General features: G+C 67.9%; 13 protein-coding genes and 3 pseudogenes. 8 read left to right on the top strand and 8 right to left on the bottom strand.

The window, feature by feature from the left end; genetic code table 11:
• Positions 1 to 3 precede the first annotated feature (3 nt).
• Positions 4 to 1,118 (top strand): annotated as a pseudogene (locus tag C4B68_RS01545) (IS630 family transposase).
• Between the two features lie 60 nt (positions 1,119 to 1,178).
• On the opposite strand, the gene C4B68_RS01540 reads toward C4B68_RS01545, so the two are convergent.
• Positions 1,179 to 1,811, bottom strand: coding sequence for a DUF6368 family protein (locus tag C4B68_RS01540; RefSeq protein WP_099505851.1), 633 nt, complete (start codon positions 1,809 to 1,811; stop codon positions 1,179 to 1,181).
• Between the two features lie 216 nt (positions 1,812 to 2,027).
• Here C4B68_RS01540 and C4B68_RS01535 point away from each other — a divergent pair, with 216 nt between their 5' ends.
• Complete coding sequence (locus C4B68_RS01535) at positions 2,028 to 2,570, top strand: GNAT family N-acetyltransferase (RefSeq protein WP_099505850.1); 543 nt, start codon at positions 2,028 to 2,030, stop codon at positions 2,568 to 2,570.
• Here C4B68_RS01535 and C4B68_RS01530 read toward each other — a convergent pair.
• Positions 2,554 to 3,434 (bottom strand): IS5 family transposase gene (locus C4B68_RS01530; protein ID WP_373682268.1). Its coding sequence is split into 2 segments (ribosomal slippage): positions 2,554 to 3,065 and positions 3,065 to 3,434, totalling 882 coding nucleotides; the frame shifts between segments, so codons are not numbered across the junction. The two genes, C4B68_RS01535 and C4B68_RS01530, sit on opposite strands and share 17 nt — an antisense overlap.
• 87 nt (positions 3,435 to 3,521) lie before the next feature.
• On the opposite strand from C4B68_RS01530, the pseudogene C4B68_RS44580 reads away from it, so the two are divergent.
• Positions 3,522 to 3,665: pseudogene (locus C4B68_RS44580) on the top strand (IS701 family transposase); the annotation flags it as partial.
• Between the two features lie 392 nt (positions 3,666 to 4,057).
• Here the strand turns inward: C4B68_RS44580 and C4B68_RS01525 are convergent.
• On the bottom strand, positions 4,058 to 5,254 hold the full coding sequence (locus C4B68_RS01525) for an epoxide hydrolase family protein (protein WP_099505849.1): 1,197 nt from the start codon (positions 5,252 to 5,254) through the stop codon (positions 4,058 to 4,060).
• A 471-nt stretch (positions 5,255 to 5,725) separates the two neighbouring features.
• On the opposite strand from C4B68_RS01525, the gene C4B68_RS01520 reads away from it, so the two are divergent.
• Complete coding sequence (locus tag C4B68_RS01520; protein WP_099505848.1) at positions 5,726 to 8,497, top strand: helix-turn-helix transcriptional regulator; 2,772 nt, start codon at positions 5,726 to 5,728, stop codon at positions 8,495 to 8,497.
• Between the two features lie 10 nt (positions 8,498 to 8,507).
• Here C4B68_RS01520 and C4B68_RS44575 read toward each other — a convergent pair.
• Positions 8,508 to 8,780, bottom strand: a pseudogene (locus tag C4B68_RS44575) (IS5 family transposase); the annotation flags it as partial.
• A 61-nt stretch (positions 8,781 to 8,841) separates the two neighbouring features.
• On the opposite strand from C4B68_RS44575, the gene C4B68_RS01510 reads away from it, so the two are divergent.
• Entirely contained in the window at positions 8,842 to 9,024 is a 183-nt protein-coding gene (locus C4B68_RS01510) for an ATP-binding protein (protein WP_180289376.1), read from the top strand.
• A gap of 36 nt (positions 9,025 to 9,060) precedes the next feature.
• Here C4B68_RS01510 and C4B68_RS01505 read toward each other — a convergent pair whose 3' ends face one another.
• Positions 9,061 to 9,633 carry a TetR/AcrR family transcriptional regulator gene (locus C4B68_RS01505; protein ID WP_099505847.1) on the bottom strand — a complete coding sequence of 191 codons (573 nt, stop codon included), beginning with the start codon at positions 9,631 to 9,633 and terminating at the stop codon, positions 9,061 to 9,063.
• A gap of 536 nt (positions 9,634 to 10,169) precedes the next feature.
• Between C4B68_RS01505 and C4B68_RS01500 the strand changes: the two genes are divergently transcribed.
• Positions 10,170 to 11,063, top strand: a complete 894-nt coding sequence (locus C4B68_RS01500; protein ID WP_099505846.1) for an alpha/beta fold hydrolase — start codon at positions 10,170 to 10,172, stop codon at positions 11,061 to 11,063.
• A gap of 747 nt (positions 11,064 to 11,810) precedes the next feature.
• Positions 11,811 to 12,074 carry a hypothetical protein gene (locus tag C4B68_RS01495; RefSeq protein WP_099505845.1) on the top strand — a complete coding sequence of 88 codons (264 nt, stop codon included), beginning with the start codon at positions 11,811 to 11,813 and terminating at the stop codon, positions 12,072 to 12,074.
• 556 nt (positions 12,075 to 12,630) lie between these two features.
• Here the strand turns inward: C4B68_RS01495 and C4B68_RS01490 are convergent.
• Positions 12,631 to 13,914, bottom strand: a complete 1,284-nt coding sequence (locus C4B68_RS01490; RefSeq protein WP_099505844.1) for a glycosyltransferase — start codon at positions 13,912 to 13,914, stop codon at positions 12,631 to 12,633.
• A gap of 263 nt (positions 13,915 to 14,177) precedes the next feature.
• On the opposite strand from C4B68_RS01490, the gene C4B68_RS01485 reads away from it, so the two are divergent.
• On the top strand, positions 14,178 to 14,453 hold the full coding sequence (locus C4B68_RS01485) for a hypothetical protein (RefSeq protein WP_099505843.1): 276 nt from the start codon (positions 14,178 to 14,180) through the stop codon (positions 14,451 to 14,453).
• A 189-nt stretch (positions 14,454 to 14,642) separates the two neighbouring features.
• On the opposite strand, the gene C4B68_RS44010 is transcribed toward C4B68_RS01485, so the two are convergent.
• Positions 14,643 to 14,777 carry a hypothetical protein gene (locus C4B68_RS44010; protein WP_257217515.1) on the bottom strand — a complete coding sequence of 45 codons (135 nt, stop codon included), beginning with the start codon at positions 14,775 to 14,777 and terminating at the stop codon, positions 14,643 to 14,645.
• A 261-nt stretch (positions 14,778 to 15,038) separates the two neighbouring features.
• On the bottom strand, positions 15,039 to 16,043 hold the full coding sequence (locus C4B68_RS01480) for a zinc-dependent alcohol dehydrogenase family protein (RefSeq protein WP_167458978.1): 1,005 nt from the start codon (positions 16,041 to 16,043) through the stop codon (positions 15,039 to 15,041).
• Between the last annotated feature and the right edge of the window lie 74 nt (positions 16,044 to 16,117).

Genomic DNA, 16,117 nt, shown 5'->3' with positions numbered 1-16,117 from the left:
GCGGTGGCCGAGCCCGTCCGTGTGCGCAGACCGACCGACCAGGAAGGCCAACGGCTGCAGCAGATCGTGCGCCGGGGCAGCACCAGTTCGGTTCGCTACCGGCGGGCGATGATGCTGCTGGCCTCGGCCGGCGGGAACCGGGTGCCGGTGATCGCCCAGCTGGTCCAGGCCGACGAGGACACCGTCCGGGACGTGATCCACGCGTTCAATGAGAAGGGCCTGGCCTGCCTGGACCCTCGGTGGGCGGGAGGCCGTCCCCGCCAACTCAGCGATGACGACGAGGACTTCGTCATCGCGACGGCCACCACACGACCGGTCAAGCTCGGCCAGCCGTTCACCCGCTGGTCGCTGCGCAAGCTGATCGCCTACCTGCGCAAAGTGCACGGCCGGGTGATCCGCATCGGCCGTGAGGCGTTACGGTGCCTGCTCGCCCGCCGCGGCGTCACCTTCCAGCGCACCAAGACCTGGAAGGAGTCCCCGGTCCCCGAACGGGAGACGAAGCTGGACCGTATCGAGCACGTCCTTGACCGCTTCCCGGACCGGGTTTTCGCCTTCGACGAGTTCGGCCCGCTGGGGATCCGGCCCACCGCGGGCTCGGGCTGGGCCGAAAAACGGCGTCCCGACCGGCTGCCGGCCACCTACCACCGCACCCACGGCGTGCGGTACTTCCACGACTCTTAATGGGCGACGACCGCCTGTGGGGCGTGAACCGGCGCAAGAAGGGAGCCGTGAACACGCTGGCCGCGCTGAAATCGATCCGCGCCGCCCGGCCCGACGGCGCCCCGATCTACGTGATCCTGGACAACCTGTCCGCCCACAAGGGCGCCGACATCCGGCGCTGGGCGAAGAAGAACAAGGTCGAGTTGTGCTTCACCCCGACCTACGCCTCGTGGGCGAACCCGATCGAAGCGCACTTCGGACCGCTGCGGCAGTTCACCATCGCCAACTCCCACCACCCCAACCACACCGTGCAGACCCGGACCCTGCACGCCTACCTCCGCTGGCGCAACGCCAACGCCCGCCACCACGACGTCCTGGCCGCCGAACGCAAGGAACGCGCCCGCATCCGCAGCGAGAAAGGCATCCGCTGGGGAGGCCGACCCGCTCTCGCCGCATGATCAGGCAACAAGGCGAACGTTCCAGGTCACAGCACCACCTCCGCCGCGGATCCGCCTGGGCTACTTGACCAGCCGGAAGGCGGGGTGCCCAACCCAGGCCCGCAGGAACTCCGCCGTTCCCAGCGCCATCCAATCGTCGTCCGCGATCCCCAACACCCCCGGAAGGCCAGCGACGACCGACGCCTGTCCGTCCAGCAGCTCGGCTTTGGCCACGCCCCCGATGACGTCCATGACAGCGGCGGTCAGCAGGGCCGTTGCCACGTGGTCGATCTCGCGATTGCAGCCGGCGCTGACGTTGACGGCATGGGTCGGCCTGAAGCCGAGGATGGCCTCCACCTCGGGCTCGTCCGCGTGCTCAGCCTCGAAGATGCTCTCGTCGCCGACGCCCGGCCCCATCAAGTAGACCAGGAAGGGCCGACGCCAGTCCTCGCGCTGCGGATTGAATCCGACCAGGGCCGTGAGCTCCTCGTCCGCGGAGTGGTTGCCGAGGAGTGGAAGCGGGAACGGCTTTCGCCAGTCCTCCTCCCGCCTGTCCTCGACGCCCAGTCGCTCTGCGGGCACGTTGACGTCGAAGAACCCGGGCCGCTTCTCGGCGAAGTGGGAGGAGAGCCCCACCATCAACGCGCGGAACTCCCTCAGCGCAGCCGGGGAGAGCGGCTCCGCCAACTCGATCACCAACGTCGGACCAGACATGCTGGGAGCCTAGTTTGATCGGCTCCGCGACCGCTCAAATTGTTCCCACACCGAGTCCAGCCGGTCCGAGCACCGACCCGGCGAACCTATGCGGTCAGAGCACTAGCTGCTCTCGCGCGTCAGCTTGACCTCTGCCGTGCGCGGCGGCGTTAGGGCGCGTATCGAAAGTGCCTGGTGAGGATGGCGGAGAGCCCATTTGTGATCCAGAATGATTGGATGGTCACGCTTGAGACTCCCCGTTTGATCCTGCGTCGCTGGCGCGAGGAAGACGTTGCGCCCATGGCTGCCGTCAATGCCGACCCCGAGGTCATGCGGTGGATCCGTGACGGCAGCGTCCGTGACGAACAGCAGACTCGCGGCGGGGTCCAGGCATGGGAGAGCGAGTGGGAGTCACAGGGCTTCGGCCTGTTCGCCGTGGAGATCCGGTCCACTGGCGAGCTGGCCGGGTTCACCGGCCTTTCGGTGCCCGACTTCTTGCCGGAGGTACTGCCGGCGGTTGAGGTCGGCTGGCGGCTGGGACGTTCCCACTGGGGGCAGGGCTTGGCCACCGAGGCCGCTGCGGCCGCTGTACGGTTCGGGTTCGAAGAGCGAGGGCTGGAGCGGATCGTCAGCGTCACTCAAGTGGGCAACGACGCCTCCGAACGGATCATGACCAAACTGGGGATGCATCCGGTCCGTGAGACCGTCAATCCCACCTGCGGTCGGCGAGTACGGGTGTTCGAGTTGTCGTCGGACCAGTACGTCACAACCACTCGTTGATGGCGGCAACGGCAACGAGGACGGTAGCCTCGTAGCGGACCGCGAGTTTGTCGTACCTGGTGGCCACGGCTCGATGTCTCTTGAGGCGATTGATGCCGCACTCGACCGCGTGCCGGGCCTTGTAGTCCTCTGGGTCGAACTTCGGTGGCCGGCCACCGCTGGACCCGCGCTTCTTGCGGTTGCGGACCTGGTCGGCCTTGTCCGGAATGGTGCAGCGGATACCGCGACGCCGCAGGTAGGCGCGGTTCTTGCGGGACGCGTACGCCTTGTCCGCCCGCACCCGTCGCGGGCGCACGCGGGGCCTGCCGCACCCCAGTCGGGGCACCCGGATGCGGCCCAGAACGACCTCGAACTGCGGAGAATCCCCGCGCTGCCCGGCCGTGATCACGATGGACATGGGCTTCTGCCTCTGTTCGACGGCCAGGTGCAGTTTGGTGGTAACACCGCCGCGGGAGCGTCCTAGCCCGTGGTCGTCCGGTTCGCAGGCGACACCGCCAGGCGGTTCCTGTTGGAACTCCCCTTTTTACGCTCACCGGCGGCGTGCTGGTGGGCGCGCACGATCGTGGAGTCTACGTTGAGGTCCCAGGTGATCAGCTCCTTGGCATCCGCCCGGGCCTGCAACGCGGTGAAGATCCGATGCCAGGTGCCGTCCCGCTGCCATCGACGGAACAGGTCGTACACCCGACCCCAGGGTCCGTACTCGGCGGGCATGTCCCGCCACGGGACACCGGTGCGGACCCGGAACCGTATGCCGTCGATCAGCTGTCGCCGGGCCCACGTCAGCGGGCGGCCGGGCTTCTTGCCCCTCGGCAACAACGGCTCCAGCACCGCCCATTGCTCGTCCGTCAGATCTCCACGTGCCACGAACCAAGATCATCCCACGACCAAGATCTACTTTCGATACACGCCCTAGGTCTGTGTGTCGGTCTTGTCCAGGGGCATTCTGAATGGGTGGACGCACGTGAAGTCAATCGTGTTCGGGCGACGTTGGCGTTATTCGTGGCGGATGTGTTCGCCTCGATACCGCGCAAGGACCAGCGGGCCAAAAGCGACTGCTATCTGCGGGGGCTGATGCAGAACCTGCAGCAGTTCGTCGTCTGAACCAGGTCCTCGGCGTGGGCGCCGTCGCGGGTTATGTGCGTCGCGGTCGCGTACAACCGGTCGAGGAATGGCATGGCCTCGCGTTCGAATCGTACGAGGTGCTTGACTGGATCCGGTGCTGTTGTGTGAGGGCGGTTCGGTCTGCCTGGGCTCCGCGGGGCGGGATCTGGATGTCGGTGTCGTTGTCGGAGGGGATACGTCGCTGCGTGAGGGGTTGAGGGCTGTTCATCGTTGCGATTTCGCGGGCCAGCGGGGCACCCGCTACCGGGGGAGCGAAGGACCGTCTGGGTAGAGGTTAAGGAGTACGCGGCGGCCGAGCGGACCAGGAGTTGGGCCGCTCGGCCGCCCGCCGGGCTGGCGCCTGCGCAGGTGCCAGGCGCGGTCGGTTACCGCAGGCTTCGGAAGCCCGAGCGGATCTCGTTCACGAGGAGCTCCGGCTGCTCCCAGGCCGCGAAGTGGCCGCCCTTGGGGAGCCGGTTGTAGTGGACGAGGTTCGAGTAGGCCTGCTCCGCCCAGCTCTTCGGAGCCTGGTACATCTCGTCAGGGAAAACGCTCACGGCAACCGGCAGGTTGACGCCCTTGACGCCGAAGAACGACGTCTTGTTCTCCGCATACAGACGAGACGCGGAAATCGGCGTATTGGTCAGCCAGAAGAGCGTGATGTTGTCGAGGACGTCGTCCCGGGTCAGGCCCTCGGGCTGTCCGGCGAAGGACCGGGAGATCATGGCCAGGCTGGCCGCATCATGGTCAAGGAGGAAGGCCGCCAGACCGACCGGAGAATCCGCGAGCCCGGTCAGGGTCTGCGGACGCGACCCCATCATGTAGGCGAAGTAGACGTGCCGGTACACGAAGTCCAGCTGCTCGACCGCCGCCTTCTCCTCATCGGAGAGCGAGAGGCCCGCAGGCAGCGGGTTGCCCGCGATGAGCGCAGCGTCGATGGCGGGCGGAACCACTCCGGCCATGTTGGTGTGGATGCCAACCAGGCCTTCGGGCTCCTGCACCCCCATAAAGTCCGCGATGATCGCACCCCAGTCGCCGCCTTGGGCGACGTACTTGGTGTAGCCGAGGCGCTTCATCAGCTCGCCCCAGGCACGGGCGATCCGCTCGGGACCCCAGCCGGTCGTGGTCGGCTTGGCCGAGAAGCCATAGCCGGGCATGGACGGGATGACCACGTGGAAGGCGTCCGAGGCGCTCCCGCCGTGGGCGGTGGGGTTGGTCAGCGGCTCGATGATCTTCAGCTGCTCGATGATCGAGCCTGGCCACCCGTGGGTGATGATCAGCGGAAGAGCATCCTCATGCTTCGATCGGACATGGATGAAGTGGATGTCCAGGTCGTCGATCTCGGTGATGAAATGCGGCAGGGCCTTCAGCTTCGCCTCGACCTTGCGCCAGTCGTACTCTGACGCCCAGTACCGCGCGAGCTCTTTCATCGTCTCCAGCTGCGTGCCCTGCGACTGGTCCGCGACGGTCTCCTTCTCAGGCCACCGCGCCGCCTCGATACGCGCACGCAGATCGTTGAGTTCCGTTTCGGGGAACTCGAACGTGAACGGTCGAATCTCGGGAGTGACGGGAGTGACGGTCATGTAGATCTCCTTGCTGTCGCCAGCGACCTTGTGTCGCCGACTCGTCCACCGTTCCCGAGGCCGGGCATGCATCGCCCCCGGCAAACCCCCGGGGATTGCTCCGTGGCACCCCGGGGCGCCGCGCCAGCGGCAGAGGCGACGCAACTCTGGGGTCACGTACAGACGCGAACAGTCGCTGTCTGCAACGGTCGGCGAATCCAGTGCGCCAAGGAGGCGTCCGCGGACCGGGCGATGAGCAGAGCACAGCAAGCCCCACATCGATATAGGGCTCATAACCGCCTAAAACCCTGAAACGCACTATGGTGCTTATGGCGGCCTCAGGTGGTGTCTGAAGGGAGCATGCCCAGCCGATCGGTCGTTTGGATCGGCGGCGAGGCCTGCGAGGTCGAGTCGGCGCGTTGGGGCGCGTAGACGCAAGCCAAATGCCTCGACCTGATGGAACGCACCAAGCAGTGGGTCAGGAGAGCGACCATGGGCGTGTTCGCCAGCGATACTCAGGTCGGACTGCTGGGGCGGAGCCGGGAGCTGGCTGCGCTGGAGCGTGTCCTGGCCACGGCGCGGGCGGGTAGCAGCACGGTGCTGGTCCTTCGCGGCGAGGCAGGGATCGGCAAGACCGCGTTGCTGGACTACGCAGCCGGCCAGGCCGTCGGATTCCGTACCGTCGGCATCTCAGGCATCGAGTGGGAGATGGAGCTTCCGTTCGCGAGCCTTCATCAGCTGTGCGCGCCCATGCTGGGTCGCCTTCATGAGCTGCCCGGCCCGCAGCGCGATGCACTATCCGTCGCGTTCGGACTAAGGGAGGGCAAAGCGCCGAACCGGTTCCTGGTGGGCCTGGCAGCGCTCGGTCTGCTGGCCACCGCCGCGGAGGCCCAGCCACTGGCCTGCCTCATCGATGATGCGCAGTGGCTGGATAAGGAGTCCATAGAGGTGCTGGCGTTTGTCGCCAGGCGGTTGATGGCCGAATCGATAGCTTTGATCTTCGCCCTGCGGGAGCCGGATGACCATCCTGAGCTGGCCGGTCTGCCGGAACTGATCGTCAACGGTCTGAGCGAGCCCGACGCGCGTGCCCTGCTGGCATCGGCCGTCCGCGTACCCCTCGACCCGCTGGTACGGGACCGTATCGTTGCCGAGGCTCACGGCAACCCGATGGCCCTGCTGCAGTTGCCACGCGCGCCTACGGAGCTGGCGGGCGGCTTCTGGCTTCCCGGCAGGCGCCCCTTGGCAAGCCGCATCGAAAACGCCTTCTACCAGCAGTTCCGGTCACTGCCTCCCGACAGTCAGCGGCTTCTGGTGACGGCTGCGGCCGAGCCGACCGGAGACGGCGGCCTGCTGTGGCGCGCAGCCAGTTTGCAGGACATACCGGTGGACGCCGCAGCCCCGGCCGAGAGCGAAGGATTGGTGGAGTTCGGCGCCAGGGTGCGGTTCCACCACCCGCTCGCGCGTTCCGCCGTCTACCAACGGACGCCCCCGCCGGATCGCCGGGCGGCCCACCGAGTGTTGGCACAGGCCGTCGATCCCCAGCTCGATCCCGACCGCAGGGCGTGGCATCGTGCTCAGGCCGCCACTGGGCCCGATGAGAGCGTCGCCCGTGACCTGGAACGCTCGGCGGACCGGGCTCAGGGCAGAGGCGGAGCCGCTGCCGCTGCCTCGTTCCTGCGGCGGGCGGCGGAACTGACGCCCGATCCCGCACGCCGCGTCACCCGATCACTAGACGCCGCTCAGCTCGACATCGACGCAGGTGGCGTAGAGCAGGCGGTCAACCTGCTGGCCGTCGCGGAGGCCGGGCCGCTCGACGACCTGCAGCACGCCCGGCTCGAGCGGCTGCGGGCCCGGCTGGTGTTCTCACAGGTTCGAGGCAGCGCCGCGCCCCGGCTCCTGCTCGAGGCCGCACAGCGCTTGGCGCCGCTTGACGCTGCCCTTGCCCGGGACACCCTGCTTGAAGCGGTCAATGCGGCGATCTTCGCCGGTCATCTGAGTGAAGGGCTCGGACAGCGGGAGGTGGCCGAGGCGGCCCGCACCGCACCGCCGGCAACGATGCCGCCCCGGACGGTCGATGTCCTTTTGGAGAGCATGACCAGCCTGCTCATCGATGGCTACGCAGCCAGCGTCGACATCCTCAGACACACGCTGCAAGTCATCTGGCAAGAGCAGCAATGCAACGTAGCGGATACAGAAAGGCGCTGGCTGTGGCTCGCTTGTCCGGTGACACCCGAGCCCCTCGCACCAGAGCTGTGGGACGACGACGCCTGGCATGAGCTGGCGACCGGCGCCGTCCGCATCGCCCGCGATACAGGGGCGCTCTCCGTCCTCCCGATGGCACTGACGTACAAGGCCTGCTACCACGTGCACGCCGGCGAATTCGATATCGCGGCCGCTCTGATAGACGAAGCGTCAGCGATCTCACAGGCGACGGGCAACGCGCCGATGGTGTACCCGGCCCTCCTCCTGAGCGCCTGGCAAGCGCAGGAGTCCCCGGCGCTGGACGTAATCCAAACCGGCATCAAAGACGCGAGCGCCCGCGGTGAAGGACGAACGGTCAGCTTCGCCGAGTACACGATCGCCGTGCTGTACAACGGCCTCGGCCGCTACGACGAGGCGCTGGCAGCCGCCACGCGCGCATGCCAGTACGAGGATCTGGGCTTCTTCGGGTGGGCACTGGCCGAGCTGATCGAGGCGGCCACCCGCAGCCGGCAACCGGAGGCCGCCGCGGCGGCGCTGGACAAGCTCACCGAACGCACACGCGCGAGCGGAACTGAATGGGCCCTGGGCGTGGGTGCCTGCTCTCGCGCACTGGTGAGCGACAACCAGCGTGCCGATGAACTTTATCAGGAGGCGATCGAGCACCTCGGACGCTGCCGGATCGCTGTCCACCTGGCCCGCGCCCGGCTGCTGTACGGCGAGTGGCTGCGTCGCGAGAACCGCCGCCAGGAAAGTCGTACTCAGCTACGCTCCGCCTACGAAGCGTTCAGCCGGTTCGGAGCCGACGGCTTTGCCGAGCGTGCCCGCAAGGAGCTCTTGGCGACCGGGGAAACCGCACGCAAGCGGACGATCAGCACCGACACCGAACTCACCAGCCAGGAAGCCCACATCGCCAAGCTGGCCAGAGACGGGCACACCAACCAGGAGATCGCTGCCCAACTGTTCATCAGCCCGCGCACGGTGGAATGGCACCTCGGCAATGTTTTCGCGAAGCTCGGGGTCAGCTCTCGAAGGCAGCTTCGCTCAGTGCTGTCGCCTCCGTAGCCGGTTCTTGGCGTATGCGTGGTCGGCCCACCCCGATGCGGGGCACGCGAACTTTCTCCAGCACGGCCTCGAACTGCGGCGAATCGCCGCGCTGTCCGGCCGTCACCACAATGGACATGAGCTTCTGACCCTGCTCGACAGCCAGGTGCAGCTTGGTGGTGAACCCGCCGCGCGAGCGTCCCAGTCCGTGATCAAAAGGCTCGGTGAAGACACCGCCCGGTGGTTCCTTCTGCAGGTGGCCCTGCTTTCGGGCCCCGGCCGCATGCTGATGAGCGCGGCACGGTGCCGTCAGCGGCCTGGCGGTCCATGCCGCGCAGAATTTCGTCGATCATGTCCGGCTGGAGGTGCGGGACTGCGACGGCAACCCGTCGGTTCCTGCACCTCTGGCCAGGGCCGAGGAGGAGAACGCCGAGGCCGAGCACGGCCGCGGCCTGCTCATCGTGCAAGCCCTGGCCAGCACGTGGAACACCTACCCCAACGGCAGCGGCAAGACGGTCTCGGTGGACCTGCCTGTCCCGGACATGTGAACGGCCTGCCGGCAACCGGGGCCGATGGGCCGTCGCTCAGCGCAGAACGACGCCGAAGACGACGGTGAAGAAGGCCTCGAACGACTTCGCCGACTTGTCGGAGCGCGCCGAGACAAGCGCTCCCTCCCAGGCGCTGAGGACGAAGCGCGCGATGGTGTCGGCCTCCAGGGCCTTGGTGACCTCGCCCGCCTGCTGGGCTTCGGCGATCGTCCCGCTCAGGGCGTCGCACCATTGCTGCATGCTGTCCTGAACGGCCTTCCGAACAACCTCGCTGTGGTCGGCGATCTCGGTGGCCAGATCACCGATGAGACAGCCCCGGCTGAACCCGTAGGCGAGATTCTCGTCGCGCAGGGCTTCGAAATGCCAACGCAACCGGGCCAGCGGCGGCACGCTTGTGTCACCGAGGGCCGCCAGCCCACGGGTGGCCCCGTACCGCTCCAGGGCGATGACGGCCAGGGCTTCCTTGCTCTCGAAATGGTTGTAGAAAGAGCCCTTGGGCGCACCGGCCGCGTCGGTGATGTCCTTCACCCCGGCCGCGGTGAAACCGAACATGTGGAACTGCTCGACCGCCGCATTGACGATGTCCTCGCGCAGGCTCGCTCTGGCCATCTCACCTCCCAAGGAATACGACCAACCGTCTCACTATAGCCTACATGGACTCCCGATCACAGGAGACCTCGCACCGCGACCCTGCGCAGGGGCTAAGCCGAGCGCACTGGCTGGTTCGGCGGTATGCGCAACGAGCGTCTGATCGGACATTGACCGCAGGGAAGGCCTCGCGACAGAGGGGGATTTTGCCGACCAGCCGAGTGCGGCAGCGCTTGGTGCCGCACTCGGCAAACCCACGTCGCGATCAGCCCACCAGCGGCGGGCGGCGTCAGGCGCGGTATGCCGACGACTCGCGGGCGACCGCAGGCCGGTCGACGCAAAGGTCCCGGGCGGCCGCGTGGAGGAGATGAGGTGGGGCCCCCTTCCGTCACTGGCCGACAGGGCCTCGAAGCCGGGACCGGGACGGCAACGGATCCACCGATCGAGCCTGCGGTGCCGGCCCAGGGCGGGCGAGTGGCGCGTTCGCCGTCCGACAGGCCATTGACGAGACTAAGACGGTCGGTCATATTGAACTCAGTCGTTTCGAAGGAGGCGTTATGCAGAACGGAAGCGGTGCGCCCCGGCGCACGATGTTGGGCGGGGCCATGGCCGGTGCGGCGGCAGGCATCGGGCTGACGGGTACGGCGTCGGCGGCGGAACGGGGAACGGCGGCCGGGGGCGGTTCGTCCCGGGCGGTCATTCAGCCGCGCCACCGCACCGTCGACGGGCTGTCCATCCGCTACGCGGACAGCGGCCCGGCGGACAAGGGCGGCAGGGAGGCACTCTTGCTGTGCCCCTGGCCGGAAAGCCTGTTCGCCTTCGACCAGATGTGGCCCCACCTGGCCAGGAACACCCGCCTCATCGCCATCGACCTCCCCGGCTTCGGACACTCCGAACGCCGGGAAACCCTGCTGTCACCCAAGGCGATGGGCGACTTCGTCATCAAGATCGCCGACGCGTTCGGCCTGAAGAACCCCCACGCCGTCGGAACCGACATCGGCACCGGAGCCCTGCTGTTCGCAGCCGCCGCAAACCCCGGCCGACTGCGCAGCGTGGTCATCGGCAGCGGCGGCGCCGCATTCCCCATCCAACTCGGCACCGTACTCCGCGACTGGGTGTTCACCCCCGACATCACCCCCTACCGGGGCATCGGACGCCAGGTCGTCAGCGGTGCACTGGACACCATCGAGAACCACACCCTTCCCGCCGACATACGCGAGGACTACCTGTCGGCCTACGAAGGCGACAAATTCGTCGAATCCATGGCCTACGTCCGCTCCTACCACACCAACCTCCCCGCCCTCGGCGAACTCCTGCCCGACATCAAGACACCCGTGCAGATCATCGCCGGCCGGCACGACACCGCCGTCCCCCCCGCCAACGCCGAATACCTCCACAAGCACCTCCCGCACAGCAGGCTCGACTACCTCAACGCCGGCCACTTCACCTGAGAAGAAGATGCCACCGGCTACGCCTCCCTGGTCACCGACTGGTGGAACGGCGGATACACCAAGGCGTAACCCGCAACAGCGGCACTCCCGCGACACTCGGGAGGGTGCCCCTTCCGCACCCGGAAAGGGACCACCCCCCGGCCGTGACGGCGGATTCCTGGCAGGTCCGCCGCACACGAGTCATGCACTCGGTGCCGCAGCCGTGCGGAGCCCGGTAGGCGGCCGGGGCTCGCCCGTGCGACGCCGCCACGCTGCAGACCTCGGGCGACCGGGCCGGCAGGGGCGGGTGTTCGACGCTCGGACCGGCCCTCGTGCCCGCCGCACCGCCGCATCGTCTGCTGACTGTTCTTGAGACGCCGCACTACTTGGTGCAACAAGCGAAATCACCAGGCTCTGTACACCTACGAAGGCCAGCGGCATGGGACGTGAGCTGGGACACGAGGCCCTGGCCCGCTACCAGCACCTGCACTCCATCTACCTGTAAGCACGTTAAGTTGAGCCACCCCCTTCGGGGTCGGCGGCCGCCCGCGAGGGCGGGCTCCGGGCTCAGTGGCTGCTGTCCGGAGGGCACTTCGGGGCCTGGCGCTCCGTCGACTTCGGGTCGACTACCGCCGGCCGGCGGGCGTGCCGACCGTGCTCCCGCAGTCCCGCACCCTCGTTGTGCCGGCTTGCGGACTACCCGGCCGGCCAGTGCGGCCACGCCGGAGCGAAGGCGCACCAGTAGTCCGGGCAGCCGATCCGGTAGGCATGGGTGACCGTCTCCGTGCGGCACACCACCTGGGTCGGGAGCAGGACACCGACGACGACCTCTGGGACGCCTCGCCAGGACTGCTGACCCTCCCCGATGGCCGAGCAGGCACGTTCATGGCCACGAGCGGGCCGCCCGACCTCGTCGGTGTCTCCGGTATCGGCCCGGCACCGTTCGGTCCGCTCCAGGACACCGACGCGCACGGGGAGGCGCCCGGACTCGCCGTCGCCGATGCCCCCCTGGACGGCAACCCAGGCGGATGACGCGACGCGCAGCGGGCCGCCGGGGAGCGGGAACGGGCCCGACGGCGGGGTATGACTGCCCAAGAGCTTCAGGCCCGTTACCGCGTCCGGTGGATTCCCCACTGACATGACTCGCCGGCGCCCGGCGCCGGACCGCTTCTCGGACGCGGAAAGAACAAGGGCGCAGGTAGGGCCGAGGCCCCTGGCGTGGAAGCCATGGGGCATGACGTGGTACCTGCCCGAGCCGATGCTCGCCAGCACTGTGGACCTCCGCAGCCCTGCCGTCCGGGTTGTTCGCCGGGTTCAGCCGGCGCCTTGAGGATCGTCGTCTTGCCCGACTCGTTCTTGCCGATCAGGCAGGTAACGGCAGGGCCCACCGACATAACCTCTCGCCAATGACCGGCCCCTCTTTTCGCGACGTCAGGTGATCAAGGAGAGCTCCCATTGCGGCCGGGATGCGGGCCTCTCCTCCTCGATACGCGGGGGCGGGCTGTGGGTTCGATCGAGGTATGGCTCGGCGGTCCTCCCTTGCTTTCCCGCCTGCTGAGCGGAAGCACTGTGCGGCATGTGCGCTTTGCTACGCCGATTCGGCAATCTCGGCGATGGTGTCGAAGGGGTGGTACTCGCCGAACTGGCTCTGCATTCCGCGCGCGCGCTCTCGGTAACGCGGCTCGTTCAACACCTGGTCGACGGCGGCGCGGACGGCCGCCACCTCTGGGCTGCTGGTGCGCAGGTTGACGCCGGTGCCGGACCATTCGACGCGGGCGGCGACCTCGGGCTTGTCCTCGGTCTCGCCGCCGACGACGAGAGGGACGCCGTGGCGCAGCGCGGTCTGGACGCCGCCGTAGCCGGCGTTGGTGACCAGGACGTCGGCGAGCGGCAGCAGCTGTTCGAAGGGCACGAATGCGGCGAGGTGGACGTTGCCGGGGACCTCGCCGTCCATCTCCGCGCGCACCAGGTCGGGGCCGTCGGGGCGTGCAGTGGCGGCGACGACGGTGACGTCTGCGTCCGCGAGAGCGCGGATCGTGGGGACGACGAGCCGGGACAGGTCGCCGTTGTCCACGGTTCCCTGGGTGACGACGACGACCGGTCGACCGGAGGACAGGTCCGCCCACCAGTGGGGACGTTCGAAGTCGATGTCGGGGCCGGGCGGGACGGGGCCGATGAAGCGGAACCCCTCCGGCGCGTCGCTGCGCGGGTACTCGAAGGCGGGGACGGTCAGCTGGAGCAGGTGATCGGGGACCGTGCCGAAGGCGTTGAAGAGGAAGTCGGGGAGAGTGACTCCCACTGAGGTGAAGACACCGTCCATGTACTTCTGTGCATCGGCGAACATCGTCCGCGTCTGCGCGCGCATCTCGTCGTAGCGAGCGCGCTCTTCGCCGGTGGTGGGCGGGAGCAGTCCCGGCCCGAAGGGCGCGGTGTCCACACTGTCGAAGGTGGGCGGTGCTATGCCGATGTTCACCATGAGTGGGCGCTGGTCCCGTGGGCGGAGGGCCGTCGGCAGCGTCCCGTAGGACATGGGCTCGCTGATGACCACGGTGGCGGGGAACTCGGCGAGCAGTTCCTGCAGGCGCTTGTCGTGGACCGGCACGGGGTCGGAGAGGACGTGCTTGATGTCGAAGACCATGCGGTTGAAGGGGGCGAGCCCCTCGCGTTCGGGGAAGGCGGCTGCGAGGTCGGCGTAGTCGACCTCCGCGGGGTAGGGAACGAAGCGCGCCCCGGTCTTGCGTACCCGCTCTTCGAACCGGGCGCCCGTGTAGAAGAGCACCTCGTGCCCGCGATTGGTCAGGTCGGCTGCAATCGCCGCGAGGGGCGTGACATGACCCTCGAAAGGGGTCGCTGTGACAATGATCTTTGCCATGGTCTCAATTCAGACTTTACGGAACGTTCTGTTGAAGCGCCGACGATGAGGCCGTCCGCGCTGGCGCACTGAAGAGCGGCAGTCGCATTTGTTCGGTTGGTGAGTGGCGGATGTCCTTCGGTGATCCTCGGGAACTTGCGGCACCGCAGCTGCAGATCGCAGAGGAGAACCGCTTGCGTTCCCCCGGACCTCGTCGACGCATTTGTCGTTGACGCGCGGGCGCGGGCCGCGATGACGTCGGCGGCGGTGGTGACCTGCGGCTGGTGGTGACCGTTGTGGACAAGGCGCCGTCAGCGCTCGTCCTTCTGGGCCCGGCGAGCCCGCCTGGGCGGACCGGTCGCACGGGCCGGCTACTGCGGGCGTCCTTCGGTCTGCGGGCCGAAGCGCCGCGGATGGCGCGGATGGCGCGGGCGGAGATACGCGTGGTGCACGCTCCTACAGGGAAGATGGTGACCGTCACAATGATCGTGTGCGCCCGCGACGAATTCTGGCTGGTGGCGCAGGTGTCGGCCGCCCTGCTCGGTGACCGGGCCGGCTGATGATCCTCTGCTCGCAGGCGATCGTTGTTGCAGGCGCGCACGCGGCAGTGGTGCTGCACCGCGCGTACGGCCGTGACCACAGCGCGCAGAGTCACCTCCAGTGCGCGGGCCGGATCACCCGGCCCCCGTCGCATACCGAAGGTGCCCTTGCCTTGCTGACCTAGGAAAACGTCGAAGTCCTGTTGAGTATCAGCCGAGGTCGATGAGGACCTTTCCTGTCGCGCCCTGCTCCAGGGCTTCGTGTGCCAGATACGTGTCCTCTGAAACGGAGCAACGGGAGCCCAGCTTCGGCGCCGACCGGAAGACTCCCTGAGTGGAGGGCATCGGTGACTGTCTCCAGCGCGCGACCTGCCGGCGCCACCTCCTTGATCAGCGAAGCGGCGTCAGGCGCGAGGCGGTCGACGACGTGGAGAGTCCCGGCGGCTCGCGCCAGTTGCGCCTTCGCCGGTGTACCGGCGCTGTGCAGAAACAACGCGCCCGTCCGGCGGCCATGGCTCCATGGCGTTCGGCACTTGCCTGCGAGCGCCTCGGGTGGCCCCAGTAGGAGGCTGCTGGGGCCACCCGGATGTCATGCCGAGGCCGGCACTAAGCGGAGCGGTGGGTCGGGGTGAAGAGGATCTTGCCGGAGCGCTCGGTGCGCTGCGCGTGTGCGAGGGCCGCCTGGTACTGGTCCAGCGGGTAGGTCGCCTCCACCGCTGCGGAGACAACGCCTTGCTCGGCAAGCTCAGCGAGTTCCGCATAGACCCGCTCGAGCTTCTCGCGGGGGGTGTCACGGATCCAGTTGAGAATGTAGAAGGCGCGCAGTGAGATCCCGCGGTAGATGAGGTCGCCCAGCGGAATGGCCGGCGCCTGGCCGGTGGCCGCAGAGAAAGTGACGACGCTGCCGCCGTCTTCCACCGAGCGGACCAGCTCGGCGACCTGCGCGGGATCGCCGGTGCCCTCGAACAGCACCCGCAGCCGGGCACCGGCGAGAGCCTCAGCCACCCGGTCGCCGAGGTCCTCGCCGTCCACGAGCACGAGGTCGGCGCCCAGCTGCCGTACCTGCTTGGCTGCCTCTTCCCTGCGGACAACAGCCAGAGTCTTGTAGCCCGCTCGCTCTGCCAGGGCGATGACGTACTGACCGACAGCGGAATTGGCCAGGTTCAGCCCGATCCACTCACCCGGCTCAAGGTCGACGTACTCGTTGAGCAGGGTATGAGCCGTCGCCGGATTCACCGGCAGCATGGCGAGCTGGAGAACGTCGGCCCGGCTGGAAACCGGGATCACGTTCCGCGCGGGCACCACGGTCTCGTTCGCCCAGGTTCCATAGGTGAAAGCCGGCAGGATCAGCACACGCTGCCCGACAAGAGAGGGGTCCGCCCCCGGCCCGACGCGCAGGACCCGTCCGACTCCCTCGGCGCCCAGTCCGCTGGGAACCTGCGGGTACATCCCGAACCAGCCGGCCGCGAACAGCACATCGGCATTATTGATCGGCGCCGCCTCGACACTGACGACGACCTCATCGGCCCCAGGGGTGAGGTCCAGGTGCTCGTTGAGCGTGACGGTCTCGTTCAGGTCGCCGCCGACAGCAGTGAGGGTAAGACTCCCCATCGTTACTCCCTTGATCATCTAGAGCGGAGGTCATGGATGCCTGCCTTAAGGTGCTCCCCACCCAACATCGAGTG

The organism is Streptomyces dengpaensis, assembly GCF_002946835.1.
In the GTDB taxonomy this organism is placed as follows: Bacteria; Actinomycetota; Actinomycetes; order Streptomycetales; family Streptomycetaceae; genus Streptomyces; species Streptomyces dengpaensis.
This window is presented reverse-complemented; position numbering and strand designations above follow the sequence as displayed.

What these genes read in the sequence shown, in the direction of transcription:
- C4B68_RS01540 (WP_099505851.1), bottom strand. Translation starts at nt 1,811, where the DNA reads ATGTCTGGTCCGACGTTGGTGATCGAGTTGGCGGAGCCGCTCTCCCCG.
- C4B68_RS01535 (WP_099505850.1), top strand. Translation starts at nt 2,028, where the DNA reads ATGGTCACGCTTGAGACTCCCCGTTTGATCCTGCGTCGCTGGCGCGAG.
- C4B68_RS01525 (WP_099505849.1), bottom strand. Translation starts at nt 5,254, where the DNA reads ATGACCGTCACTCCCGTCACTCCCGAGATTCGACCGTTCACGTTCGAG.
- C4B68_RS01520 (WP_099505848.1), top strand. Translation starts at nt 5,726, where the DNA reads ATGGGCGTGTTCGCCAGCGATACTCAGGTCGGACTGCTGGGGCGGAGC.
- C4B68_RS01505 (WP_099505847.1), bottom strand. Translation starts at nt 9,633, where the DNA reads ATGGCCAGAGCGAGCCTGCGCGAGGACATCGTCAATGCGGCGGTCGAG.
- C4B68_RS01500 (WP_099505846.1), top strand. Translation starts at nt 10,170, where the DNA reads ATGCAGAACGGAAGCGGTGCGCCCCGGCGCACGATGTTGGGCGGGGCC.
- C4B68_RS01495 (WP_099505845.1), top strand. Translation starts at nt 11,811, where the DNA reads ATGGGTGACCGTCTCCGTGCGGCACACCACCTGGGTCGGGAGCAGGAC.
- C4B68_RS01490 (WP_099505844.1), bottom strand. Translation starts at nt 13,914, where the DNA reads ATGGCAAAGATCATTGTCACAGCGACCCCTTTCGAGGGTCATGTCACG.
- C4B68_RS44010 (WP_257217515.1), bottom strand. Translation starts at nt 14,777, where the DNA reads ATGCCCTCCACTCAGGGAGTCTTCCGGTCGGCGCCGAAGCTGGGCTCC.
- C4B68_RS01480 (WP_167458978.1), bottom strand. Translation starts at nt 16,043, where the DNA reads ATGGGGAGTCTTACCCTCACTGCTGTCGGCGGCGACCTGAACGAGACC.